The 24,325-nt window shown below is 68.8% G+C and carries 24 protein-coding genes; 21 read left to right on the top strand and 3 right to left on the bottom strand.

The window, feature by feature from the left end:
- Positions 1-3: 3 nt before the first annotated feature.
- A complete protein-coding gene (locus V5F67_RS15895) occupies positions 4-1,410 on the bottom strand; it encodes an MBOAT family O-acyltransferase (protein WP_394016833.1) in 1,407 nt (468 codons plus the stop codon).
- A 445-nt stretch (positions 1,411-1,855) separates the two neighbouring features.
- Complete coding sequence (locus V5F67_RS15900; RefSeq protein ID WP_394016832.1) at positions 1,856-2,191, bottom strand: hypothetical protein; 336 nt, start codon at positions 2,189-2,191, stop codon at positions 1,856-1,858.
- Between the two features lie 278 nt (positions 2,192-2,469).
- On the opposite strand from V5F67_RS15900, the gene xth reads away from it, so the two are divergent.
- The 19 genes from xth (at position 2,470) to V5F67_RS15995 (ending at position 20,121) form a co-directional block, all read left to right on the top strand.
- Positions 2,470-3,258: an exodeoxyribonuclease III gene (gene xth, locus V5F67_RS15905; protein ID WP_394016831.1), complete on the top strand. Its 789-nt coding sequence runs from the start codon at positions 2,470-2,472 to the stop codon at positions 3,256-3,258.
- A 90-nt stretch (positions 3,259-3,348) separates the two neighbouring features.
- Positions 3,349-3,741, top strand: a complete 393-nt coding sequence (locus V5F67_RS15910) for a GFA family protein (RefSeq protein WP_394016830.1) — start codon at positions 3,349-3,351, stop codon at positions 3,739-3,741.
- A 367-nt stretch (positions 3,742-4,108) separates the two neighbouring features.
- Positions 4,109-4,981 carry a branched-chain amino acid ABC transporter permease gene (locus V5F67_RS15915; protein ID WP_394016829.1) on the top strand — a complete coding sequence of 291 codons (873 nt, stop codon included), beginning with the start codon at positions 4,109-4,111 and terminating at the stop codon, positions 4,979-4,981.
- On the top strand, positions 4,981-5,823 hold the full coding sequence (locus V5F67_RS15920; RefSeq protein ID WP_394016828.1) for a branched-chain amino acid ABC transporter permease: 843 nt from the start codon (positions 4,981-4,983) through the stop codon (positions 5,821-5,823). The genes V5F67_RS15915 and V5F67_RS15920 overlap by 1 nt, the downstream gene beginning before the upstream one ends.
- Positions 5,820-6,602, top strand: coding sequence for an ABC transporter ATP-binding protein (locus tag V5F67_RS15925; RefSeq protein WP_394016827.1), 783 nt, complete (start codon positions 5,820-5,822; stop codon positions 6,600-6,602). Before V5F67_RS15920 ends, V5F67_RS15925 begins: the two co-directional genes overlap by 4 nt.
- A complete protein-coding gene (locus V5F67_RS15930) occupies positions 6,602-7,360 on the top strand; it encodes an ABC transporter ATP-binding protein (protein WP_394016826.1) in 759 nt (252 codons plus the stop codon). Before V5F67_RS15925 ends, V5F67_RS15930 begins: the two co-directional genes overlap by 1 nt.
- The gene (locus V5F67_RS15935; protein ID WP_394016825.1) at positions 7,357-8,529 is read left to right on the top strand and encodes an ABC transporter substrate-binding protein; all 1,173 of its coding nucleotides are present in this window, start codon (positions 7,357-7,359) and stop codon (positions 8,527-8,529) included. The genes V5F67_RS15930 and V5F67_RS15935 overlap by 4 nt, the downstream gene beginning before the upstream one ends.
- Positions 8,530-8,650: 121 nt before the next feature.
- Positions 8,651-9,349, top strand: a complete 699-nt coding sequence (locus V5F67_RS15940; RefSeq protein WP_394016824.1) for a DUF2848 domain-containing protein — start codon at positions 8,651-8,653, stop codon at positions 9,347-9,349.
- Positions 9,350-9,402: 53 nt separating this feature from the next.
- The gene (locus V5F67_RS15945) at positions 9,403-10,392 is read left to right on the top strand and encodes an ABC transporter substrate-binding protein (protein ID WP_394016823.1); all 990 of its coding nucleotides are present in this window, start codon (positions 9,403-9,405) and stop codon (positions 10,390-10,392) included.
- An 84-nt stretch (positions 10,393-10,476) separates the two neighbouring features.
- Entirely contained in the window at positions 10,477-11,283 is an 807-nt protein-coding gene (locus tag V5F67_RS15950; protein ID WP_394016822.1) for an ABC transporter permease, read from the top strand.
- A gap of 8 nt (positions 11,284-11,291) precedes the next feature.
- A complete protein-coding gene (locus V5F67_RS15955; RefSeq protein ID WP_394016821.1) occupies positions 11,292-12,080 on the top strand; it encodes an ABC transporter ATP-binding protein in 789 nt (262 codons plus the stop codon).
- Positions 12,081-12,103: 23 nt separating this feature from the next.
- Complete coding sequence (locus V5F67_RS15960) at positions 12,104-13,303, top strand: FAD-dependent oxidoreductase (RefSeq protein WP_394016820.1); 1,200 nt, start codon at positions 12,104-12,106, stop codon at positions 13,301-13,303.
- On the top strand, positions 13,303-14,001 hold the full coding sequence (locus V5F67_RS15965; RefSeq protein ID WP_394016819.1) for a GntR family transcriptional regulator: 699 nt from the start codon (positions 13,303-13,305) through the stop codon (positions 13,999-14,001). The genes V5F67_RS15960 and V5F67_RS15965 overlap by 1 nt, the downstream gene beginning before the upstream one ends.
- 753 nt (positions 14,002-14,754) lie before the next feature.
- A complete protein-coding gene (gene msuE / locus V5F67_RS15970) occupies positions 14,755-15,312 on the top strand; it encodes an FMN reductase (RefSeq protein ID WP_394016818.1) in 558 nt (185 codons plus the stop codon).
- Between the two features lie 22 nt (positions 15,313-15,334).
- A complete protein-coding gene (locus V5F67_RS15975; RefSeq protein WP_394016817.1) occupies positions 15,335-16,288 on the top strand; it encodes an aliphatic sulfonate ABC transporter substrate-binding protein in 954 nt (317 codons plus the stop codon).
- A gap of 29 nt (positions 16,289-16,317) precedes the next feature.
- A complete protein-coding gene (locus V5F67_RS15980; protein WP_394016816.1) occupies positions 16,318-17,283 on the top strand; it encodes a sulfonate ABC transporter substrate-binding protein in 966 nt (321 codons plus the stop codon).
- A gap of 32 nt (positions 17,284-17,315) precedes the next feature.
- Positions 17,316-18,467, top strand: a complete 1,152-nt coding sequence (gene ssuD, locus V5F67_RS15985) for an FMNH2-dependent alkanesulfonate monooxygenase (RefSeq protein WP_394016815.1) — start codon at positions 17,316-17,318, stop codon at positions 18,465-18,467.
- A complete protein-coding gene (gene ssuC / locus V5F67_RS15990) occupies positions 18,464-19,243 on the top strand; it encodes an aliphatic sulfonate ABC transporter permease SsuC (protein WP_394016814.1) in 780 nt (259 codons plus the stop codon). Before ssuD ends, ssuC begins: the two co-directional genes overlap by 4 nt.
- An 11-nt stretch (positions 19,244-19,254) precedes the next feature.
- Positions 19,255-20,121, top strand: coding sequence for an ATP-binding cassette domain-containing protein (locus V5F67_RS15995; RefSeq protein ID WP_394016813.1), 867 nt, complete (start codon positions 19,255-19,257; stop codon positions 20,119-20,121).
- 66 nt (positions 20,122-20,187) lie between these two features.
- Here V5F67_RS15995 and V5F67_RS16000 read toward each other — a convergent pair whose 3' ends face one another.
- Positions 20,188-20,982 carry a GntR family transcriptional regulator gene (locus V5F67_RS16000; protein WP_394016812.1) on the bottom strand — a complete coding sequence of 265 codons (795 nt, stop codon included), beginning with the start codon at positions 20,980-20,982 and terminating at the stop codon, positions 20,188-20,190.
- Between the two features lie 183 nt (positions 20,983-21,165).
- On the opposite strand from V5F67_RS16000, the gene V5F67_RS16005 reads away from it, so the two are divergent.
- Positions 21,166-22,188, top strand: coding sequence for an ABC transporter substrate-binding protein (locus tag V5F67_RS16005; protein ID WP_394016811.1), 1,023 nt, complete (start codon positions 21,166-21,168; stop codon positions 22,186-22,188).
- Between the two features lie 81 nt (positions 22,189-22,269).
- On the top strand, positions 22,270-24,315 hold the full coding sequence (locus tag V5F67_RS16010; RefSeq protein ID WP_394016810.1) for a metallophosphoesterase family protein: 2,046 nt from the start codon (positions 22,270-22,272) through the stop codon (positions 24,313-24,315).
- Positions 24,316-24,325 lie beyond the last annotated feature (10 nt).

The following is a 24,325-nucleotide window of genomic DNA, read 5'->3' on the forward strand; positions in this document are numbered from 1 at the left end:
GGCTCAGAACCGGTAGTAGAGGAACGGCGTCGACGTGGCGCCGCCGAGCCAGATGGCGCAGAAGATCAGCAGCACGCCGATGAAGGCGTAGTCCGTGACCATGGCGAGCCGCCCCTCGCCGGACAGGATGGGCCAGCGCTTCCACTGCCAGAAGCCGATCGCCGATCCCACCACCATGGCGACGACGGCGAGCGGGGTGAGGCCGAAGCTGAGCGCCATGGAGGGGCGGTAGAAGCCGTTGAGGCCGATGAGGCCCTGGAACATCTCCACCGCCTCGGGCATGGAATTGGTGCGGAACAGGCACCAGCCCACCATCAGCACCAGCATGGCGTAGAGCTGGGAGAGCCCGCCCGGCAGGCGCTCCAGGATGCGCCCGAGCCAGGCGCGCTCCATGGCCAGGAACATGCCGTGGTAGCCGCCCCAGAGCACGAAGTTCCAGCTCGCGCCGTGCCACAGGCCGCACAGCAGGAAGACGACCCAGAGGTTGAAATAGGTGCGCCTCTCGCCCTTCCGGCTGCCGCCGAGGGGAATGTAGAGATAGTCGCGCAGGAACGCCGACAGGCTCATGTGCCAGCGGCGCCAGAACTCGGTGATGCTCTTCGAGGTGAGCGGCACCCGGAAGTTGCGCGGCAGCACGAAGCCGACCATGACGCCGAGGCCCACTGCCATGGTCGAGTAGCCGGCGAAGTCGTAATAGAGCTGGATCGTGTAGCCGAAGACGCCGAGCCACGCCTCCACGAAGGTGGGATTGGTGGTGGTGTCGAAGATGCCGTCCACGAGCCGCGCCAGCTCGTCGGCGATCAGCACCTTCCAGGCGAGGCCGATGGCGAACAGCCGCGCCCCGGCCGAGAAGCGGCCCCAGGTGGTGCGGCGCTTGGAGAGCTGCCGCGCCACCGTGTTGTAGCGCACGATCGGGCCCGCCACGAGCTGCGGGAACATGCACATGTAGAGCGCGAACTGGGCCGGGTCCTTGTTGGCGCTCACCTTCCGCTTGTAGATGTCAGCGATATAGGAGATGGCGTGGAAGGAATAGAACGAGATGCCGAGCGGCAGGCCGATGGCGGGCACCTGGAACGAGAAGCCCGTGGGCTCCAGAAGCACGTTCAGGTTCTGGACCATGAAGCCGGTATACTTGAAGATGCCGAGCAGGACGAGATTGAACGTCACCGCGACGACGAGCATCTTCTTGCGCTCGGCGCCGTCCCTCCGGTCGATCATCTGCGCAAGGAAGAAGTTCACCGCCACCGAGAAAAACAGGATGAGGATGTGCGGCGTGTAGCCCGCCGCATAGAAGACCACCGAGAAGGCAAGAAAGATGTAGTTCCGCGTCGCAATCGTCTTCGCGGAAAAATACAGCGCCAGGAACAGGGGAAAGAAATAGAAGAGGAACTCGATCGAAGCGAACGTCATGCCGGGGGAACCGCGGTGGCCGGAGCGAGGGTCGTCCATGCCATTCTTTGCCGCGGCCCGCAAGCCGGGAGGGGGTGGGCGGGGACACAAGTCCGTTGGACATGATGCGACGCCGCGGCGCTCTCCCCCGCTGGCTTCCGCTGGCGGCAAGGGCTCCACGTACCGCCCGGGCCGGTCGGCTTCCAACGCGACCTTCGCCGCCCCACGCGTCGAGCGTGTCCCCGCGCCGCCGATCTTCGCCGAGATTCACAACAGCGCTTACCCATGGGCCGGATGCTCATGCGAGCGATCCGCGACCACACGAGCCGCCCGCCCGCGCATCTCGGGGGAAGAATCTGAGCGTTGCCTTGCCCCCGCCCCGGCTCAACCTTCTCGCGATCTGGAGCCGCCGGCCAGTCCTGAGGGAGTTTCAACGCGCCATCACAAAATGCATAATGGCGAGGCGCTATCGGCCGCAAAAATAGGTTCCATCCGGATTGTCGCGCGGAAAACTACCCCACGGGCAGACGCGCACCCAATACCGTTCGTTTCCATATATCGGAACCTGCATCTGCTGACCGCCGCTCATCGCGTAACTGCACCAATTTCGACAATTCTGATTACCACGAATGGCAACCTGTATGGCGACGGAACACGCGTTCTCCACCACAAGTCTATTATTGTTGTTATAGAACGTTTCTGCACAATTTTGTTGCGCGACAGCAGTTTCTGGCTGGAGCGCGATGCCGGCCATCGTTGTTGCCATCAAAAATATGGCCCCGACCAGAAATTTACGATGCATTGAAACGCTCCCAGCTCGATCTGGTGATCAGCATCGCGCTTTGCCCTGGCTGTTGCATCCTCCAATTGGAGTAGGGACATCTTGGAGCAGGGGCATCTTGCCCTCCACGTCACCCGGCGCGACGACAGGGCGAAAGGCTTCGAGGCCCGGCCGCGTCGCTGAGGGGTAGAGCGCTCCTTCGCCTTGATTCTCACGCCCCCTCGCCTCGTCCGGCCGCGCTGCGCCCTTGCGGCCCGGACGGCGCGCGCTATCCTCGCCGGCCCGAGGAGCCCGCCCGCATGCGCATCGCCACCTGGAACGTGAACTCCATCCGCCAGCGGCTCGACCACGCGGTGGCGTGGCTGAAGGAGACCGACCCGGAGGTGGTCTGCCTCCAGGAGATCAAGTGCCAGACCGAGGCGTTCCCGCGCGAGCCGTTCGAGAGCCTCGGCTACAATGTGAGCGTCCACGGCCAGAAGGGCTTCAACGGCGTCGCCCTGCTCTCCAAGCTGCCGCTGGAGGACGTGACCCACGGCCTCGCCGGCGACGACGGCGACGAGCAGGCCCGCTTCATCGAGGCGGTGGTGTCGGTGAAGGGCGGCGTGGTGCGCGTCGCCTGCCTCTACCTGCCCAACGGCAACCCGCCGGACACCGAGAAATACCCCTACAAGCTCTCCTTCATGGCGCGCCTGAAGGCGTTCGCGCAGGACCGGCTGAAGCTGGAGGAGCCGCTGGTGCTGGCGGGCGACTTCAACGTCATCCCCGCGCCCGCGGACGCGGCCGACCCGGCGGCCTGGGCCGGCGACGCGCTGTTCCTGCCGCGCACCCGGCAGGCGTTCCGCGAGCTGATCCATCTCGGCCTGACCGACGCCGTGCGCGCCGCCTCCGACGCGAGCCGCCTCTACACCTTCTGGGACTACCAGGCGGGGGCCTGGCAGCGCGACAACGGCATCCGCATCGACCACCTGCTGCTCTCGCCGCAGGCGGCGGACCGGCTGATCGCGGTCGGCATCGACAAGCACGTGCGGGCCTGGGAGAAGCCGTCCGACCACGTGCCGGTCTGGACCGATCTCGCCATCGCCGCCTGAGCGGGCGGGCCGGGACGGTCCCGACCGGGATCTGGCGGGATCTGGCGCCGGACGTGGCGGACTTCGGGGCATTTCGAGGGGGGATTTCGCATGGTCGTCCAGGGTGGGTGCCTGTGCGGCGCGGTGCGCTACCGCCTGCGCCATCCGCGCGCGGCCTACTGGTGCCACTGCACCATGTGCCGCCGCGCCTCCGGCTCGGCCGCCCTGCCCTGGGTGAGCGTGGCGCGCGGGGATTTCGAATTGGTTCAAGGGGTTATGACGACATACGCGTCCTCGGCGGGGGTCTCCCGCGACTTCTGCGGCCGCTGCGGCAGCCCGATCCTGTTCGACATGGCCTGCGAGGACGCGGTGGACGTGACCCTCGGCACGCTGGACCAGCCCGATCTCCTCCCCCCGAGCCACCACATCTGGTGCTCCACCAACCTGGAAATGGCGCGGACGCTCGGCTCCGGCCTGCCCCGCCACGCCGGCGAGGCGCCTTAGGCGCTGGCGCCGGACGCGCTGGCCCTCCGCCGGCCAGCCCATTCAAGAGGCACCCCGAATCCGGGGCTGGGAATGCTCCATCCTTAGGCAATTTGGTGCCAGCCACTTCGGCAACCGACGCGCGCTGCATCGTGCCTCCGCATATTGCCTCATATAATTTCTCGTTTTATAACAATGGCTTGTTTAAATAAGGCAGCCTTACTTACCCATATGACGCTGCCTGACACTCAAGTGAAATCCGCCTGAAATTTCAGCTTGAACCACCCCCGAAGATAGCTTTGTATCTTAACCAACAACCGTCCGAAGGGCGCCGGTCGCCGGTGCCCAGGGGCGGCCTTCCGTCCCCTCTGGAGCTCCCACCTGCGCCATGCTTACCCAGCAGATCGTCAACGGCGTGATGCTCGGCGCCATCTACATGTTGGTGGCGGTGGCCTTCACCCTCGCCATCGGCGTGCTGAACTTCCTCAACTTCTCCATCCCCGGCCTGTTCATGCTCGGCGGCATGCTCGCCTTCGGCCTGATGGCGAAGGGCTGGCCCTCCCTCCTCGCCTTCGCCGGCGCGCTCGCCGCCGCCGCCTTCGTCTCCCTGCTGGTGGAGCGCCTCGCCTTCCGCCCGATGCAGAACGGCGACCCCGAGGTGCCGCTGGTCTCCTCGCTCGGCTTCCTGGTGCTCCTGGAAAACCTCATGCTCGTCGCCTACGGCTCTGACCAGCAAGCCTTTCCGGCGCTGCTGCCGGATCTCAACATCCGCATCGGCGGGCTCGTCATCGGCATCGCCCAGATGGTCTCGCTCGGCCTCTCGCTGGCGCTGGTGGCGCTGCTCTCCTACGTGCTCACCGCCACCAATGCCGGCCGGCGCATCCGCACGGTGGCCGAGAACCGCGAGACGGCGCTGATCCTCGGCGTCGACATCTCGCGCCTGGTGCCGCAGCTCTTCATCGCCTCGGCGCTGCTGGCCGCGCTCGCCGGCATCCTGTTCGCGGTGAACTACCAGCAGGTCTCCCCCTTCATGGGCGAGGGCGTCGGCTTCAAGGGCGTCGCCGCCATGATCGTCGGCGGCATGGGCTCCATCTGGGGCGCGGTGCTGGGCGGGCTCCTGATCGGCCTCGCCGAGGTGCTCTCCATCTCCTATATCGGCGCCGACGTGGTGAACATCACCGTCTACGGCCTGCTCCTCCTCATCCTCATCGTGCGGCCCCAGGGCCTCCTCGGCCGCGCGCCCAGCCGGGAGAAGCTGTGATGAGCGGCTACCTCACCGGCGTCCTGGTGGTCCTCGCCTTCAACGTGATCGCCGCCTACGCGGTCTACCTGCCTTTGGCGGCGGGCCAGCTGAACCTCGGCATCGCCGGCTTCATGGCCATCGGCGCCTATGGCGCGGCGTTCCTGACCAACGAATATGCCTGGCCGCTCTGGGCCGCGGTGCCGGTGGGGGCGGCGGCGGCGGGGCTCACCGGCATCCTGATCGGCATCCCGGTGCTGCGCACCCACGGCATCTACCTCGCCATGGCCACCTTCGCCCTCGGCCAGGTGATCTCCGCCATCTTCCTGAACCTCGAGGTGGTGGGCGGCGCCGCCGGCTACCCGGTCACCGACTATGCCGGCCCCTACGCGGTGTTCGCGGCGGCGGGCGGGGTGGTGGCGCTGATGCTGCTGATCTCGCGCACCCGCTTCCAGCTCTACCTGACGGCGGTGAAGAGCGATCCCACGGTCGCCGACCTCATGGGCATCTCGGTGCGCGGCATGCAGGTGGCGGCGTTCGCGCTGGGCGCGGCGGTGGCCGGCTTCGGCGGCGCCTTCTACGCCCACCACTACAATTTCGTCGAGGCCCAGCACTTCAGCGTTCTGCTCTCGGTCTACACCGTGCTCTACGTGCTGTTCGGCGGCACCCAGACGGTGTGGGGCCCGCTGGTGGGCGCGGCCTTCTTCACCCTGGTGCCGGAGCTGCTGCGCGCCTCCAACGAATGGCGCTATGCCCTGTTCGCGGTGTTCATCATCCTGTTCATGGCGGTGCGGCCGCAGGGTCTCGTCACGGCGGCGCTGCTGCGGATGTTCCGGCGCCGGACCGCGGAGGGCGAGGCATGAGCACCGCCGCCCCTTCCCTCAGCGCCCTTTCCGTCACCAACCTCGCGAAGTCGTTCGCCGGCGTGCGCGCCATCCGCGACCTGTCCTTCGAGGCTCCCAAGGGCCGCGCCACCGCCCTGATCGGCCCCAACGGCGCCGGCAAGACCACGGTGTTCAACCTCGTCAGCGGCGTCTATCCGGTGGACGCCGGCACCATCCGCGTCAACGGCGCCGACGTGACCGCCATGCCCTCGCGCAAGCGCATCACGACCGGCATCGCCCGCTCGTTCCAGAACGTGCGGCTGATGGCGCACCTCACCGTGCTGGAGAACCTGCTGGTGGGCCAGCATGTGCGGGCCTCCTCGCTCGCCGACCTGCTCACCCCCTTCCGCCTCGTGCCCAACCATCGCTGGAAGCGGGAGGCGCGCGCGGCGCTCGCCGAGGCGGGGCTCGCCCGCTATGCCGACGAGACCGTGAGCGCCCTGCCCTACGGCGTGAGGAAGCGCATCGACCTCGTGCGCGCCACCCTCGCGGGCGCCACCGTGCTGATGCTGGACGAGCCCGCCGCCGGGCTCAATCCCAGCGAGACCAATGCGCTGCGTGATCACCTGAAAGACCTGCTCGGCAAAGGCGTGACCCTGATCGTGGTCGAGCACGACATGCACTTCGTCGACAGCGTCTGCGAGAAGGTGGTGGTGCTGAACTTCGGCGAGAAGATCGCCGAGGGTCCGCTCTCCGTGGTGCGTCGCGACCCCAAGGTGCGCGAGGCCTATATCGGCTCCGACGAGGAGGCCGCGTGATGGCGCTGCTCGACGTCTGCGACCTCTCCGTCTCCTTCGGCCGCGTCGCGGCGCTGAAGGGTGTCTCGCTCCAGGTCCAGGAGGGCGAGATCGTCACCGTCCTCGGCGCCAACGGCGCCGGCAAGTCGACGCTGCTGCGGGCGATCCTCGGCGCGGTGCCGGCGAAGGGCGGCGGCATCACCTTCGCCGACGCCGACATCACCCGCGCCCCGGCTCACGAGCGCATCCAGAAGGGCATCGTGCTGGTGCCCGAGGGCCGGCGCATCCTGATCTCGCTCACGGTGGAGGAGAACCTGCTCCTCGGCGCCCACATGCGCACCGACCAGGACGCCGTCGCCCGCGAGCGGGACGCCATCTACGACCGCTTCCCGAACCTCGCCGAGCGGCGCCACATGGCCGCCTCGTGCCTGTCCGGCGGCGAGCAGCAGATGCTGGCCATCGGCCGCGCCATGATGGCGAAGCCCCGCCTGATGATGCTGGACGAGCCCTCGCTCGGCCTCTCGCCGCTGTTCGTCTCGAAGCTGTTCGACCTGATCCGCGAATTGAATGCCGGCGGCCTCTCGGTGCTGCTGGTGGAGCAGAACACCGGCAAGGCGCTCGCCGCCGCCCACCGCGCCAGCGTGCTGGAGCTCGGCCGGGTGATCATGGCGGGCGACCCCGCCGCGCTCGCGCGCGATCCCCGGCTCCAGGAAGCCTATCTCGGCGAAGACGGGGCCCACCCCGCGCCGAACCCATCCAGAGAGGAGTTGAGACCATGACCCTGAAACTGGCAACCGGCGCTGTCGCCGTCGTCGCGCTCCTCGCCGCCGGGCCGGCGCGCGCGGACGGCGAGCTCGTGCTCGGCTACATGATGGCCAAGAGCGGCCCCTACGTGTCTCTCGCCAACACCAACGAGGTGGCGGTGGACCTCGCGGTCGAGGAGATCAACGCCAAGGGCGGCATCAACGGCAAGAAGATCAAGGTGGTGAAGTTCGACACCGCCGGCGATCCCAAGCAGGCGACCACCGCGGTGCGCTCGTTCGCGCAGGATGCCGGCGCGCTTGCCGTCATCGGGCCGTTCTCGTCCTCGGAAGTACGCACCACCTTCCCGGTGGGCGAGCGCGAGGGCATCGCGCAGATGTCCATGGCCTCGTCGGCGCCGGGCCTCACCAAGGGCTTCACCTACGGCTTCCGCAACACCACCGACGAGGGCAAGGTCATCGACCAGGTGCTCGCGTCCATCCAGGACAAGAAGCTGCCCATGGCCTCGGGCGCGGCGGCCTACGCCACCGACGACGTGGTGTCGAAGTCCATCGGCACCGGCGTGGTGCCGAAGATGTTCGAGAAGTACGCCATCCCCTCGAAGGGCTCGGTGGACTTCCAGCTCGCCGCCTTCGATCTCTCGCCCCAGGTGGCCCAGCTGAAGCAGATGGCCCCTGACGTCGTCGGCCTCGGCTCCCCGCCCGAGGGCGCGGTGAACATCGCCAAGGAGCTGAAGCGCCAGGGCGTGAAGACCCGCCTCATCGGCGGCACCACCATCGCCGACCCCGAGCTGCCGAAGCGCATGGACGGCGCCGGCGAGACGCTGACCATCGGCACCACCTTCTTCCCCGACGTGAATGCGCAGACCAAGGCCTTCACCGCCGAGTTCGCCAAGCGCACCAAGGCGGCGGGCTACAACCGCACCGACCCGAACCAGATGGACGCCTCGGTCTACGACATCGTCTACCTCTATGCCGAGGCGATGAAGCGCGCCGGCGTCACCGGCGACAAGGCGAAGCTCGCCGCCGAGCGTACCGCGATCCGCGACGAGCTGGGCAAGCTCAAGAACTTCCAGGCGCTTGAGGGGTCCATCTCCTTCACCGACGGCGACGCGGTGAAGCCCGTCTACATCATCGAGGTGAAGGACGGAAAGTGGACCCTGCTCGACACGCGCACGCCCAACTGACCGGCGCAGCGTGAGGATCGGCGCCACCGTGCTGCCACCCCCTTTGCGGTGGCGCCGATCCGCCCCTTCTCAAAACCCCAAGTCTCCACAAAGTCCCCACAAGTCCCCAGGAGGAAACGAGATGTCCGCAGCCGGACACGCCCAGGCCCTGACCTTCACCATCCACGCCGATGGCCGCGCCTATGAGGAGACCATCCTCGTCCGCACCGCGGTGATCGCCGGCTGGACCGGCCGCGACAAGGTGGCCCTGGAGAAGCACATCAAGGAGCTGGAGGAGCTGGGCGTTCCGCGCCCGACCTCGACGCCCATCTACTACCGCGTCGCAGCCGCCCGCCTCACCACTGCCGACGCCATCGAATCCACCGGCCCGGATTCCTCCGGCGAGGTGGAGTTCATGATCCTTCAGACCGGCGCCCGCCGCTTCCTCGGCATCGGCTCGGACCACACCGACCGCAAGGTGGAGACCTACAACATCACCGTCTCCAAGCAGATGTGCGACAAGCCGGTGGCCGCCGAGCTGTGGGCGCTCGACGAGGTGCTGCCCCACTGGGACAAGCTGGTGCTGCGCTCCTACGCGGTGACCGGTGGGGAGCGCGCGCTCTACCAGGAAGGATCGGTCGCGGCCATGCTGCCGCCGCTGGAGATCCTGGCCGGCTATGACGGCCCGTTCGAGGGTGGCGCCGCCATGTTCTGCGGCACGCTCGCCGCCCATGGCGGCATCCGCCCCGCCGACCGCTTCGAATTCGAGATCGAGGACCCGGTGCTCGGCCGCACCATCCGCCACGGCTACGACGTCAAGGTGCTGCCGGTGCTCGGCTGAGACGCCGCGGACCGCCCTCACCTGCATCGAAACAAATGGAAGGGGACCAAGCCATGATGACGATTTTCGGCCCTCGCGCGCGCGGCGCCACCATCGCCGGCCTGCTGGCCGGCGCCATGGCGCTCGCCACGCCCGCCCTCGCGCAGGAGACTGTCTCAGGCGCGGGCGGCCTCGCCCCGCCCTCCAACGGCTCCTTCCTGGTGCCGATCATCCAGAAGCGCGGGCTCGACAAGAAGTACGGCCTCGACTTCGACATCAAGCTCTACCCGAATCCCGGCATCCTCTATTCGGACTTCGCCGCGGGGCGCACCACGCACATCTTCGGCGCGCTGTTCTCGGGCGCCAACTTCTACACCCGCGGCATGCCGGTGCAGCTGCTGTTCACCATCTCCACCGCCAACCACGCCTTCGTCTCGAACAAGGCGGACATCACCAAGCCTGCCGATCTCAAGGGCAAGACGGTGGCGGCGACCACCTCGTCGGGCTTCTACGGCATGGCCTCGTTCTTCCTAAAGCAGAACGACCTCGACCCGCGCAAGAACATCAACATCGTCGACGCCGCCCCGGCGGCGGTCCAGACCATGCTGCTCGCCGACCGCGCCGATGCCGGCCTGCTGTTCGATCCGGCGCTGTCGGCGACCCTGATCAAGGGCTTCCATCTGGTCGGCGACATGAACGCCTCGATCCGCGACGCGCTCGGCATGAAGTCCGACGCTCCGGTCTGGTATCTCGGCGCCTTCGGCCACAAGGCCTGGATCGACGCCAACCCGGACAAGGTCGCGGCGACCTTGAAGATGTGGCAGGAGGCGGCCGACTTCTACAACAACAATCCGGAAGAGGCTGACAAGATCATCTCGGAGTTCGCCAAGGTTCCGGTCGAGGCGCTCCAGGAAAGCCGCAAGCGGAAGATCACCACCTTCGTCGTCGTTCCCGCCATCGAGCAGAAGGACAACCTCGACGCCTTGTTCAAGGGCTTCAAGGAGTCCGGCTTCCTGAACGCGGTGCCGGACGAGGGCGTCTACTACAAGTGGCCCAAGAAATAGGGCGCCAGCCACCGGTCTCAATCAACAATCAAGGCACGGGGCGGCCCTTTGTCCGCGCCGTGCACCCCGAGGGAAGCATCGCTCATGTCCGACATCGCAGTCGCGGCCCCCGCCCCGAGCCGGCTCCGGCGCGGCGCCGTGCGGCTCCTGAAGGCCGTCGCGCCGTTCGCGGTGCTCGCCATCGCCTGGCAGACCGCCGCCCAGTTCTTCCCGCCGATCCTGTTCCCCAGCCTCGGCGACATCGCGAAGAACATCCTCACCATCCTGACCACCTGGGACATGCTCTCCCAGGGGCTGATCACCTTCGCGCGCATGCTGTTCGCGGTGCTGCTCTCGCTCGTCATCGGCGTGCCGATCGGCCTCGCCATGGGGCTGTGGCGCGGCGCGGACGAGTTCCTGCGGCCGATCATCAAGTTCATCATGGGCGTGCCGGCGCTGAACTGGGTCATCATCGTGGTGATCTGGTTCTCCAACGTGGAGCTGCGCATCGCCTTCGTGCTGGTGATGCTGTGCGTGCCCATCACCGCCTTCTGCGTCTATGACGGCGTGCGGTCGATCGACCGCAAGCTCACCGACATGGTGCTCTCGTTCGGCGCCAGCCGGGAGCAGTACATCCGCCTGCTGCTGTGGCCCTACGTGAAGTCGTTCGCCTTCACCGCCACCAAGCTCAACATCGGCAACGCGGTGCGCACGGTGATCGTGGCCGAGCTCGTCGGCGCCTCGTTCGGCATCGGCCGCGAGCTCGACCTCGCCAAGAACGTGTTCGACATGGCGATGGTGCTCGCCTGGACCCTCATCATGGTGGCGGTGGCGATCATGATGACGCACGCCGTCGAGGCCCTCGAACGCTTCGTGCTGCGCTGGCGCGGCGACCACCACGACCGCTCGTGAGGCGCATCATGACCACATCATCCCCCGTGAAGATCCGCGTCGAGAAGGCGAGGAAGTCCTTCATCCAGAAGAATGGCGGCGCCGTGGAGGCGATCCGCGAGCTGACCTTCGACGTGGCCGACAACGAATATGTCGCCATCGTCGGCCCGACCGGCGCCGGCAAGTCGGTGCTGTTCGATTGCCTCCTGGGCCTGAAGAGCCTCGACGGCGGGCGCATCACCATCGACGGCGAGCCGGTGGAGAAGTTCATCCGCAAGAAGGGCCGCATCGCCCGCATCTTCCAGGAGGACCGCCTGCTGCCCTGGCTCTCGGCCACCGACAACGTGGCGCTGGGCCTGCAGATCCAGGGCGTGCCGGAGGCGGAGCGGCGCGAGCGGGCGCGCGAGTGGCTTCGGGCGGTCGGCCTCGGCCCGTTCACCGAGGCGCTGCCGAGCGAGATGTCCGGCGGCATGCGCCAGCGCACCAACATCGCCCGCGCCTTCGCCACCGGGCCGGAGATCATCCTGCTCGACGAGGCCTTCAGCGCGCTCGACGAGATCACGGCCATGCGCCTGCGGTCCGACTTCCGGGCGCTGGCGCGGCGCCAGAAGATGACGTTCCTGATCGTCACCCACTCCATCGACGAGGCGATCTATCTCGGCACCCGCATCCTGGTGTTCGGGGCGCCGGCGCGCCTCGTCCATCAGATCGAGGTGCCGGAGGGGGCGAGCGACAACCCGGCCGATGTGGACCGCATCCGCTCCGAGATCCGCCACTGGATCTCGGTGTCGGGGCGCGACGCGTCGACGGCAGCCTGAAGACAAAAGCAAGGAAGAAGCAGATGGAAGAGCGGGTCTTCATCGCCGGCGCGGGGCCGGTGGGCATGGTGGCGGCGGCCGAGCTGCTGCGGCGCGGCGTGCCGGTGACGGTGTTCGAGGGCGAGATGGCGCTGGCGACCGAGTCGCGCGCCTCCACCTTCCATCCGCCGACCCTCGACATGCTGGACGAGCTGGGCGCCGCCGCGGAGCTGATCGCCGAGGGCCTGATCGCGCCGCGCTTCCAGTACCGGCGCACGAACGGCGAGGTGATCGCCGACTTCGACTTCGCCGCCATCGCCGACGCCACGCGCCACCCCTACCGGCTCCAGTCGGAGCAGTACAAGCTCACCCGCATCCTGCTCAACAAGCTCAAGGACGTGCCCGGCTTCGAGATCGAGTTCGGCCGCCGCGTGGTGGGCCTGACGCAGGATGCCGACGGCGTGAGCGTGGAGATCGCCCGCGAGGGCGGCGCGGTGGAGACGCGGCGCGGGCGCTGGCTGATCGGCGCCGACGGGGCGCGCTCCCAGGTGCGCCACGCGCTCGGCATCGAGTTCGAGGGCTTCACCTGGCCCGAGCGCTTCCTGGTGCTCTCGACGCCGTTCGACTTCTATTCGGTGATGCCCGACCTCGATGCCGTGTCCTATGTGGCCGACCCCGAGCTGTGGCATTTCCTGCTGAAGGTGCCGGACCTGTGGCGGGTGATGTTCCCGGTCCACGCCGACATGAGCGACCAGGACGCGGTCTCCGCCGCCTTCGGCCAGTCTTTGCTGCGGCGCGCCTGCCCGCAAGGGCCGCAGACGTTCGAGATCGCCCACGCCACCCTCTACCGGGTGCACCAGCGGGTGGCGAAGACCTACCGCGTCGGCCGGGCCTTCCTCGCCGGCGACGCCGCCCACATCAACAACCCGCTCGGCGGCATGGGCATGAACGGCGGCATCCACGACGCGGTCAGCCTCTCCCAGCGCATCGCCAAAGTGTGGCACAAGGAGGCGGGCGAGGCCGAGCTCGACCGCTACGACCTCCAGCGCCGGCAGGTGACGGTGGAATACGTGCAGACGCAGACGATCCAGAACAAGCGCAACCTGGAGGCCGCCGCCCCCGAGGACCGGGCGCGCTTCACCGAGCAGATGCGCCGCGTCAAGGACGACCCCGCGGCGATGCGGGACTACCTGATGCGGGTGTCCATGTTCGCGAGCCTGAAGCGCGCGGCGGAGCTGGGCTGATGCAGAGCGAGAGCGCGCGGGACCTGATGCAGCTCGACGCGGTCGAGGACCGCGAGGGCGCGGGGCCGCCGCGCTCGCTGCGCGACGAGGCCTACGAGACCATCAAGCGGCGCATCATCATGTGCGCCTTCCGCCCCGGCGAGGCGCTGAGCGAGGCGGCGGTCTCCGCCAGCCTCGGCCTCGGCCGCACGCCGGTGCGCCAGGCGTTCGACCGCCTGATGCGCGACGGCCTGGTGGAGGTGCTGCCGCGCAAGGGCATCATCGTGCGCCCCATCTCCCACGACGAGGTGCGCGACATGGTGGACGTGCGGCTCGTGAACGAAGGCTTCTGCGCCCGCCTTGCCGCCGAGCGCGCCTCCCCGCGCGTGATCGAGACGCTCGCGGACAATGTGCGCCAGGGCGGCGCCGCGGCGGCAGCGCGGGACATCGGCACGCTGATGCGCCTCGACAGCGAGTTCCACGCCACCATCTCGGCGGCGGCGCGCAACGTGGTGCTGGGGGAGATCCTGCGGAACCTGCACGAGCATGCCCAGCGCGTGTGGTTCGTCTCGCTGCGCGCCCACGAGCACCACCGCCGCGTGGTGGACGAGCACGCCGCCATCGTCGACGCCCTGCGCGCGGGCGATGCCGACGGAGCCGAGGCGGCGACGCGCGCGCACATCCTTTCGTTCGCAGACAACCTGACGCGCCAGCTCTGAGGGCGCCATCCCTCGCGCGAGCGGGCGGCCACGCGCATCGGCCTTGCGGGTCCTCCGGACCAGCGACGGCGCAACGGCCCCCACGGTGGCCACCATCCACCCGCGCTTCTGCCCCTCACCGCGTGCCCCCTCACCCTGCCCTCTCCCCGCCGGGGAGAGGGTTCGCCCCCATCCGCGGCCGGACTCCCTCTCCCTGAGGGAGAGGGCGGGGGTGAGGGTTCGCCGCGCGGGAGGCCATCCCCGCCGCCATGCGGGAGAGGATCGTGATCCTCGACGCAATTTCGGGAATCGCCGCGACTTTCGTCATGAACATCTTTGCTCGACCGGAGCACCTAACCCGCTCCTGCCCGCCGATATCGCCGCTGCAGCGCGGCGACCCGATCTCATTCTAAAATATGTTATATATCAAATGAGTAAGGCGGTCGATGCAATTTTTCCCATTAGTCTATTGATTTAGTAGATTTAATATTGACACCGCCGGCACCACGGCCAATCATGATGGGACACAGCGGTGGCGCCCGGCTCGTCCGGCGTCGCCGCGCATCAGGAACGGCTCGAAAGAGGCACCCCATGATCGCCGGTGCGCGCATCCGTCCGTGTAGTGGGAGCGTCAGCCCGCGGCGCTGAGCGCCCGCTGCCGCTCGTCTCCCCTTCCCTCGTCCATTTCCCTCATCAAGAAGGCGTCGGCCCTGCCGGCGAACGAACCGTCATGCCTGCCGCACATCCCTCCCGCCGCACCGCCGGAGCCCGCCCGTGATCCCCCGCATCGTCGGCTTCTCGGGCAGCACCCGCCGGCCCTCGCGCACCCGCACCCTGATCGAGACCGTGGGCACGGAGATCTCCGCGCGACGGCCCGTCTCGCTGGAGATCTACGACCTCGTGGACGCCGGCCCCGGCATCGGCACCGCAAGCCGCGAGGCGCTGCCCCGCGCCGCGCACGCGATCATCTCCGCCATCGAGGAGGCCGATGCGCTGATCGTCGGCTCACCGGTCTACAAGGGATCCTATGCCGGGCTGTTCAAGCACCTGATCGACTTCGTCGATCCCACCGCCCTTGCCGGCACGCCGGTGCTCCTCACCGCCACCGGCGGCGGCCACCGCCATGCGCTCGTGGTCGAGCACCAGTTGCGGCCGCTGTTCGGCTTCTTCTCCGCCTTGACCCTGCCCACCGCCATCTATGCCGGCGACCAGGATTTCCGCGAGGGCGTGGTCGCCGACCATGCCCTTTCCGCCCGCATCGCCCAGGCCGCGGCAGAGCTCGACCGCGCGCTCGCCGCCCCGGCCCGTCACGCCATCCCCCATGTCGCCTGAGCGGCGATCCGGAGACACGTCCATGCTCAACAAGCGCCAGTTCCTCGCCGGCTCGGCCGGCGCCGCCCTCGCCTTTTCGCAGCGCTCCTCCTTCGCCCAGGAGACGCCGAAGGAGTTCAAGGTCGGCTACCAGAAATCGAGCGGCATCCTCGTCGCCGCCCGCCAGCAGCAGGTGCTGGAAAGGCGCCTGAAGGGGCTCGGGGTCGAAACCGTCCGCTGGGTGGAGTTCCAGTTCGGGCCGCCGCTCCTGGAGGCGCTGGGCTCGGGCTCGGTGGACATCGGCACCGTGGGCGACACGCCGCCGATCTTCGCCCAGGCGGCGGGCGCGAACCTGCTCTACGTGGCAGCGGCTCCTGCGACCCAGTCCGCGACCCTGGTGCCGAAGGACTCTCCCATCACCAAGATCGCCGACCTCAAGGGCCGGAAGGTCGCCATCGCCAAGGGCTCGTCCTCGCACAATTTCACGGTCCAGGCGCTGAAGCGCGCGGGCCTCTCCTTCACAGACATCGCGCCGGTCTATCTCGCCCCGGCGGACGCCGCAGCCGCCTTCGCCTCCGGCCGCGTGGACGCCTGGACCATCTGGGATCCCTATTGGGCCATCGCCCAGAGGCGCCACGACGCGCGCGCCATCGTAACCACCAATGACGGGCTTTCGAGCCACACCTTCTATCTCGCCAACAAGACCACCGCGACCAGGTCGCCCCAGGTGCTCCACGCGGTCCTCGACGAGCTGAAGCAGGTGACCGCCTGGGCGGCCCGGAACCGCGACGAGCTGGCCCAGCTCACCGCCGAGGTCACCGGCGTCGAGCTCGAGGCGCAGAAGATCGCCACCAACCGCTACCCCATCGAGCTGAACCCCATCGCCGACGCCGTGGTGCGCCAGCAGCAGGAGATCGCCGACACCTTCCTGGCGCTCGGCCTGATCCCGAAGCCGATCACCGTCTCCGACATCGTCTGGTCGGCCGCACGCGCCTGACCGCCCCGCCTTCGCAAAGGAACACGCACATGATCGCCCTCTCCCGCCGCGCCGGCCTGCTCGCCCTCTTCGCAGCAGCGGCCACCGTCATCGGCCTCTCGCCCGCCGGGGCACAGCAGGCGCCGCTCAAGGAATTCCGCATCGGCTTCCAGAAGGCCGGCCTGCCGGTGGTCACGCGCCACCAGCAGATCATCGAGAAGGCGCTCGCGCCCGAAGGCATCGCGGTGCGCTGGGTGGAGTTCCCCTCCGGCCCGCCGCTGCTGGAGGCGCTGAACGCCGGTGCCGTGGACGTGGGCTGGACCGGCGATGCGCCGCCGATCTTCGCCCAGGCGGCCGGCGCCAACCTCGTCTATGTGGCAGCGCTGCCCTCCAACGGCGCGGGCGAGGGCATCCTCGTTCCCGGCGACAGCCCCATCACCTCGGTCGCCGGCCTGAAGGGCAAGAAGGTGGGCGTCACCAAGGGGTCGAGCGCGCACAACTTGCTGGTGGCCGCGCTGGAGCGCGCCGGCGTGCCGTTCGCGGACATCACGCCGGTCTACCTGTCGCCGGCGGATGCGGCGGCGGCGTTCGCCTCCGGCAAGATCGACGCCTGGTCGATCTGGGACCCGTTCTTCGCCATCTCCGAGCTGCGCCACAAGCCGCGCGTGCTCACCACCACCAAGGACGAATTGAACGTCAACACCTACTTCCTCGCCAACAAGAGCTTCGCCGCCGCCCATCCCGCGGTGGTGATCAAGGCGGAGGACGCGCTGAAGCAGAGCGCCAAGTGGGCCGACCAGAACCGCACCGAGGTCGCCAAAGTGCTGGCCGAGGTGACGGGCGTCGACATCGCCGCCCAGACCCGCGCCGCCGACCGGCAGGTGTTCGGCGTCGGGCCGCTGACCGCCGAGGTGATCGCCGGCCAGCAGCAGACCGCAGACCGCTTCTACAAGCTCGGCCTCATCCCCCGCGCCATCGTCGTGAAGGACGCGGTGTGGGTGCGTCCCCAGAGCTGACCCCTCAACCGGCACCCGCGAAGGAGGCCCCGATGGCCCGCGATCCGATCAACTTCTTCTGGTTCATCCCCACCCATGGCGACGGCTCCTATCTCGGCTCGGAGACCCGCCAGCGGCCGCCGGAGTTCGGCTACTTCAAGCAGATCGCGCAGGCGGTGGACCGCCTCGGCTATCAAGGCGTGCTGCTGCCCACCGGCCAGAGCTGCGAGGACAGCTGGATCACCGCCGCGGGCCTCGCGACCGTGACCGAGAAGCTGAAGTTCCTGGTGGCGCTGCGGCCGGGGGTGACCACCCCCGCCTTCGCGGCCCGCCAGACCGCCGCCCTCGACCGCCTGAGCAACGGGCGGCTCCTGCTCAACGTGGTCGTGGGCGGCAACCCCACCGAGCTCGCCGGCGACGGCCTCTTCATCGCCCATGACGAGCGCTACGCGCAGGCGGACGAGTTCCTCACCGTCTGGCGCCGCCTCGTCAGCGGCGAGACGGTGAACTTCGACGGCCAGTATTATCGCATCGAGGGCGGGCGCCTCGACTTCGCACCGGTGCAGCGGCCGACGCCGCCGCTCTATTTCGGCGGCTCCTCGGAGGCCGGGCAGGTGCTGGGGGTAGAGCAGACCGACCTCTACCTCACCTGGGGCGAGCCGCCGGCGGGCGTGAAGGAGAAGATCGCCGCGGTGCGCCGCAAGGCTACCGCGCGCGGGCGCGACATCCGCTTCGGCATCCGCCTGCACTTCATCGTGCGCGAGACCGAGGAGGAGGCCTGGGCCGCCGCCGACCGGCTCATCAGCCAGATCACCGACGACCAGATCGCGCGGGCGCAGAAGCGCTTCAGGATCGAGATGGATTCGGAAGGCCAGCGGCGCATGGCGGCGCTGCACGGCGGACGCCGCGACCGGCTCGTGGTCTCGCCGAACCTGTGGGCCGGCGTCGGCCTCGTGCGCTCGGGCGCCGGCACCGCGCTCGTGGGCACGCCGGAACAGGTGGCGCAGCGCCTCGCCGAATACCAGGAGCTCGGCATCGACACGGTGATCGGCTCCGGCTACCCGCACCTGGAGGAAGCCTACCGGGTGGCGGAGCTTCTGTTCCCCGCGCTCGGCCTCGGCCGGCAGGCCGGCTTCAACACCGAGATCGCCAACGAGTTCGCGGTCGGCGCGCACGGCGGCTCGAAGCTGAAGGCGGCATCATGAGCGCGCGCCTCACGCGCGCCGTCGAGGGCGGGGCCGGCTGGATATTGCCGGTCCTGCTGCTCGCCGGCTGGGAGGCGGCGGCCCGCCTCGGCGAGATCCCGCCCACCGTGCTGCCGGCGCCATCGGACGTGGCGGCGGCGCTGTGGAAGCTCACGCGCTCGGGAGACATCTTCCAGCATATCGGCGTCTCCGCCTGGCGCGCGCTGGTGGGCTTCGCCCTCGGCGGCGCCATCGGCTTCGCCCTGGGGCTCGCCAACGGGCTGTCCGGCATCAGCCGCGCCGCCTCGGACACCACGCTGCAGATGGTGCGCAACATCCCGCACCTGGCGCTGATCCCGCTGGTGATCCTGTGGTTCGGCATCGACGAGGAGGCGAAGCTCTTCCTGGTCGCGCTCGGCGTGTTCTTTCCGATCTACATCAACACCCTGCACGGCATCCGCACGGTGGACCCGCAACTGATCGAGATGGGCCGCATCTACGGCATGTCGCGCCTGGAGCTGTTCGGCCGGGTGATCCTGCCCGGGGCGCTGCCCTCCATCTTCGTCGGGCTGCGCTACGCGCTCGGCATCATGTGGCTGACGCTGATCGTGGCGGAGACCATCTCCGCCTCCTCGGGGCTCGGCTACCTGGCCATGCAGGCGCGCGAGTTCCTGCTGATCGACGTGGTGGTGCTGTCGATCCTCATCTACGCGCTCCTGGGCAAGCTCGCGGACAGCGCCGCGCGCCTGCTGGAGCGCGCATTCCTGAAGTGGCACCCCGCCTTCCAGCCCCAGTGAGGAGTGACGCCATGAACATCGCCGTGCGCGACACCGACACCGCTCCCCGACCGGGCCTGCGCTTCGAGGGCGCGCCGTTCTTCCCGCCCGAGCCGAGAACCGGCACCGCCGCCGCGCATCCGCCGGCGCCGCGCGAGGCAAGCGCGCCGCGCGGCGCCGCCTTCACCTTCCGGGGCGTCGAAAAGGCCTTCGGGCCGAAGACGGTGCTGCACGGGCTCGACCTCCACGTGCCGGCGGGCCAGTTCGTGGCGGTGATCGGCAAGAGCGGGTGCGGCAAGAGCACGCTGCTGCGCCTGCTCACCGGGCTCGACGCGCCCACCGCCGGCACGCTCGACATCGCCCGCCCCGAGAAGCGCGCCGACATCACCCGCGTGATGTTCCAGGAGCCGCGGCTCCTGCCCTGGGCGCGGGTGGCGGCCAACGTGGCGGTGGGCCTCTCCCATGTGCGCGAGCGCAAGGAGAAGCGCGCGGCGGCGCTTTCCCTGCTCGCTCAGGTCGGCCTCTCCGATCGCGCCGGCGAGTGGCCGGCGGTGCTCTCCGGCGGCCAGCGCCAGCGCGTGGCGCTCGCCCGGGCGCTGGCGAGCCGGCCGCGCATCCTCGCCCTCGACGAGCCTCTGGGGGCGCTCGACGCGCTCACCCGCATCGAGATGCAGATGCTGCTGGAGCGGATCTGGCTGCAGCAGGGCTTCACCGCCGTGCTCGTGACCCACGACGTGGCCGAGGCGGTGGCGCTCGCCGACCGCGTGGTGCTGATCGAGGACGGCGCCATCGCCCTCGACGTGGAGGTGCCGCTGCCCCGCCCGCGCCGGCGCGGCGCGCCGGAACTGGCGCATCTGGAAGGTGTCATCCTGGAGAAGCTGCTCGGCGCCACCGCCTGAGCGGACCTGCTTCCTGAAAACTCTCCCGCAACTGAACCCCCGCCTGCTTGCAGGCGGGGGCTTTTTTCATTCCCGCGGCACCTCCAGCGTGGTGTTGAACACCACGAGGTCGCCCCGGTACTGGCCGATGCCGAGATAGAGCACGATGCCGTCCTGGTCGGTAATGACGCGCCGGACCTCGCCCACGGGCGCGCCCACCGGCAGGTCGAGCCAGCGCGCCACCGTGAGGTCCGCCGCCATGATGCGGAACGACTGTGCCATCTTCTGGAGTTTCGGCCCGCACACCTTGCCAAGCTGGGGAATGACCATCTGCGTGTCGAAGGCCGCGGGCGCCTGCGCATAGACGTGCTGGGCGAGATAGACGTCGATCACGCAATAGGGCTGGGCGCTCGCGCGGTGCACGCGGCGCATGTAGCGGTAGGACGGTGCCGGGCGGCCCTCGCTGGGCCCGAGGCGCGGCGGCGCGCTGTCCGGGTCCACCACCAGCGGCTCGGGCAGGTTGCCGTCGAGCATCTTGAGGAAGTTGTGCCAGTCCGAATCGAGCTGGATGATCTTGCGCTCGGGCGCGCCGCTGGCGACGAAGGTGCCCTTGCCCTGCACCCGCTCGATGAGGCCGTCGTCCGCCAGCACGCCCAGCGCCTGGCGCGCGGTGACCCGGGCGACGCCGTACATCTCGGACAGGCGCTCCAGCGTCGGCAGCTGCGCGCCCACGGCCCACCGCCCCTCCTCGATCTCTGCCCGCAGAAGGTTCGAGAGTGCCACATAAAGAGGCACCGCCGAGGTGCGCAGGCGCTTCCTCGCCTCCGCCGCCTCATGGGCGCCATCGGCGGCACCGGCTGCCATCTCAAGGGGTAGGTCCACGACCCGTGCGCGCTCCACCGTCCACCTTCTTCCCTTTAGATGAAAAACGCCGTGGCGTTCAAATAAGCTTGTGTGATGGTTGACCATACCATAGGCTTTTATTGTCACATAGGGGAGACGACCGGAAGCGGCGCCCCCTGCGGCGACCGCCCCGGCGCCGCGCTCCAACCAGAGGAGTTGTCGATGTCCCTTTCCTTCAGCCCGCGCCGTCTGGCCGGCTCCGCCCTGCTCGCGGCCGCCGCCCTCGCCTTCGCCGGCGCGCCCGCGCGCGCCGAGATGTCCTCCGTCAAGGTCGCCACCCAGATCGGCCTGCCCTATCTGCCGCTCATCGTCATGCAGCACGATAAGCTGTGGGAGCAGGCGGCCAAGGCCAAGGGCCTCGACCTGACCGTGGAATATGCCCGCCTCGGCGGCGGCGGCCCGCTCAACGACGCGCTGCTCTCCGACACCGTGCAGATCGCCTCCGCCGGCCTCTCCCCGCTGCTGACGCTGTGGGACAAGACCTCCAAGAACTATGGCGTGAAGGCGCTCTCGGCCATCAACGCCTCGCCCATGTTTCTCCTGACCAACAAGGAGAGCATCAAGTCCATCAAGGATTTCGGGCCGAACGACCGGATCGCGCTGCCGTCCATCAAGGTCTCCATCCAGGCCATCGTCCTCGCCATGGGCGTGGAGCAGGCGTTCGGGCCCGGCAAGTCGGGCGAGCTGGACAACATCCAGGTTTCCATGGCGCATCCGGAGGCGTTCGCCGCGCTCACCACCAAGGCGGGCGGCATCACCGGCTACATGGCGAGCTCTCCGTTCCAGGAGCGCGCGCTGAAGGTGCCCGGAATCCACAAGGTGGCCGATTCCTTCTCGATCCAGGGCGGCCCGGCGACGCTGAGCGTGATCTACGCCAAGAACGACTTCGTGAAGAACAACCCGAAGCTGGTCGAGGCCTTCATGGAAGCGCAGAAGAAGGCCGTCGCGCTCATCAAGTCGGACCTCAAGGGCTCCATCGACAAATACTATGCAGTGACCGGCGACAAGACCGACCGCGCCATCGTCGAGGAGATCCTCGCCTCGCCGACGTACGACTTCGACATCTTCCCGAAGGAAAGCATGAAGATCGCCGAGTTCATGTACAAGACCGGCGCGCTGAAGCAGAAGCCGGCCTCCTGGAAGGACTACTTCTTCGAGACCGTGCATTCCGAGAAGGGCAGCTGAGCCCGGCGCGGCGCCCGCATGAGCCGGGCGCCGCGCCCACCGCACAAAACGATCCAAAACCTGAAACTTTCCGAGTCCGTGATGCCCCGTCCCGAGACACGCCTTTTCACGTTCGCCGTCGTGGGCGACACCCACGTCAAGCCCGAGAGCGGCGACCAGTCCGCGCCCTGGAAGGTGAATGAGCGCGCCACCGGCCGCGCCCGCTTCATCGCCCGCGAGATCGCCCGCTACGAGCCGCAGTTCGTCATCCATCTCGGCGACCTGGTGCACCCGGTGCCGGAGCTGCCGACCTTCGAGGAGGCCGTCGCCCTCACCCAGAAGGTCTTCCGCCAGCACCACAATCGCATGCACGTGCTGCCCGGCAACCACGACATCGGCGACAAGCCCAACCCCGCCATGCCGGCCAAGGGCGTGCGCGAGAGCTGGATCGCCATCCACGAGAAGACCTACGGGCCGAGCTACCGGGTGTTCGACCATGAGGGCATCCGCGTCATCACCCTCAACACGCCGGTGATGAATTCCGGCCTTCCCATGGAGGCGGCTCAGCGGGCGTGGCTGGAGGAGGTGCTCGCCGCCTCGGAGGGCAAGCGGGTGTTCGTCTTCATGCACTATCCGCTGTTCGTGCTCGCGCCCGACGAGCCCTCCACCTACGACAATGTGGACGAGCCGGCCCGCTCGGACCTGCTCGCATTGTTCGCGCGGCACGGCGTGGAGGCGGTGTTCGCCGGGCACGTGCACAACATCTTCTATCATCGCCTGTCCGGCACCGAATACTATGTGATGCCCGCAACGTCTTTCGTGCGGCAGGACTACTCGGAGATGTTCCGCATCGAGGCAGCGCCCGAGAACGGACGCGACGATGCCGAGAAGCTCGGCTTCGCGCTGGTGGACGTGCATGCGGACGGCCACGTGGTGCGCTACGTGTCGAGCTACGGGCGCGAGCTGAGCGAGGCCGACGCCGCGACGCCCGTCGCCCCGCGCTTCGCGCTCAAGGGCGCGCACCCGAAGCTGCCCGGCGGCTCGCCGCTCGGCGTGTTCATGCGCCATCCCTGGGCGGAGATCGTGGCGCTGCCGCAGAACGGGCCGATGGACGAGTTCGTGCGCAAGCGCGCCCGCAACGACTATCCGCTCGCCGCCCTCTGGCGGCTCGGCACCCGGCGCCTGAGGGTGCCGCTCGACGACCTCCTCGACCCCTATGCCCGCGCCCGCATGGGCGACCTCGCCGCCACCGGCTTCCGCTTCACCCTCTCCGGCTTCGGCGTGCCGAAGGGCGCGGCGCGCGAGGCGCTGCTGGCCAGCCGCGATCTCGTCGACCGCTTCGAGTGCGTCCTGCCGTTCGACCGCATCGCCGCCGCGAAGGAGGATCTCGCCGCCTTCCGCGCCGCGCTCGGCCGCCCGGTGCTGCTGGCGCGCGTCGCCACCTCGGCCGACGACGTGAAGGTGGGCTCGAAGATCGAGCTGTTCGTCTCCCACGGCTTCCGGCCGGACCAGCTGCCGGAGGTGGAAGCCCTCCTCGATCTGCCGGTGGACGGCTTCGTCATCCGCGCCGGGCTCGGCACCGACCTCGTTTCGCTCTCGGCCGACCTCGACGCCTTCGCCACCCGCACCGGCGCGCTCCTCGACCTGCATCTGCGCGTCGCCGCCAACAATCCGGCGGCCAACGTGACCGACGACGGCGCCATCCTCGCCGCCGCCGCGGAGCTCCACGCCTGCGCCCTCGCCCACCCGGCCATCGGCATGTTCCTCGACCCGTTCATGGACCTCGACCGCGGCTATTTCGTGCGCCACGGCCTCGTCGACCGGCGCTGCAACCTGCGCGTCTCCGGCCTCTGCGTGGAGGCGCTCGCGGCCTTCCTGCCCGAGGGTGGCGCCGTGCCGGCGCTCACCGCCACGGACAGCCCCGAAGGCCGGACGCTGGTCCTGAAGGGCAACGGTCTCGACGCCGTCATCCTGCTGCCGAAGCCCGGCGCCGCGCTTTCGCTCGGCGCCGCTGACGGCCCCGCCCGCATGGTGCCGCTCGATGCGCCCTTCGCCATCGACGGCGCCATCGGCGACGCGCCGTCGGCAACCCTGCCCACCGCCGTGGACCGGCCGACGCTCATCGTCGCCGCCGGCGCGAACGCCTGAAGGGAGGCTC

The organism is Xanthobacter pseudotagetidis (assembly GCF_043194795.2).
GTDB lineage: Bacteria > Pseudomonadota > Alphaproteobacteria > Rhizobiales > Xanthobacteraceae > Xanthobacter > Xanthobacter tagetidis_A.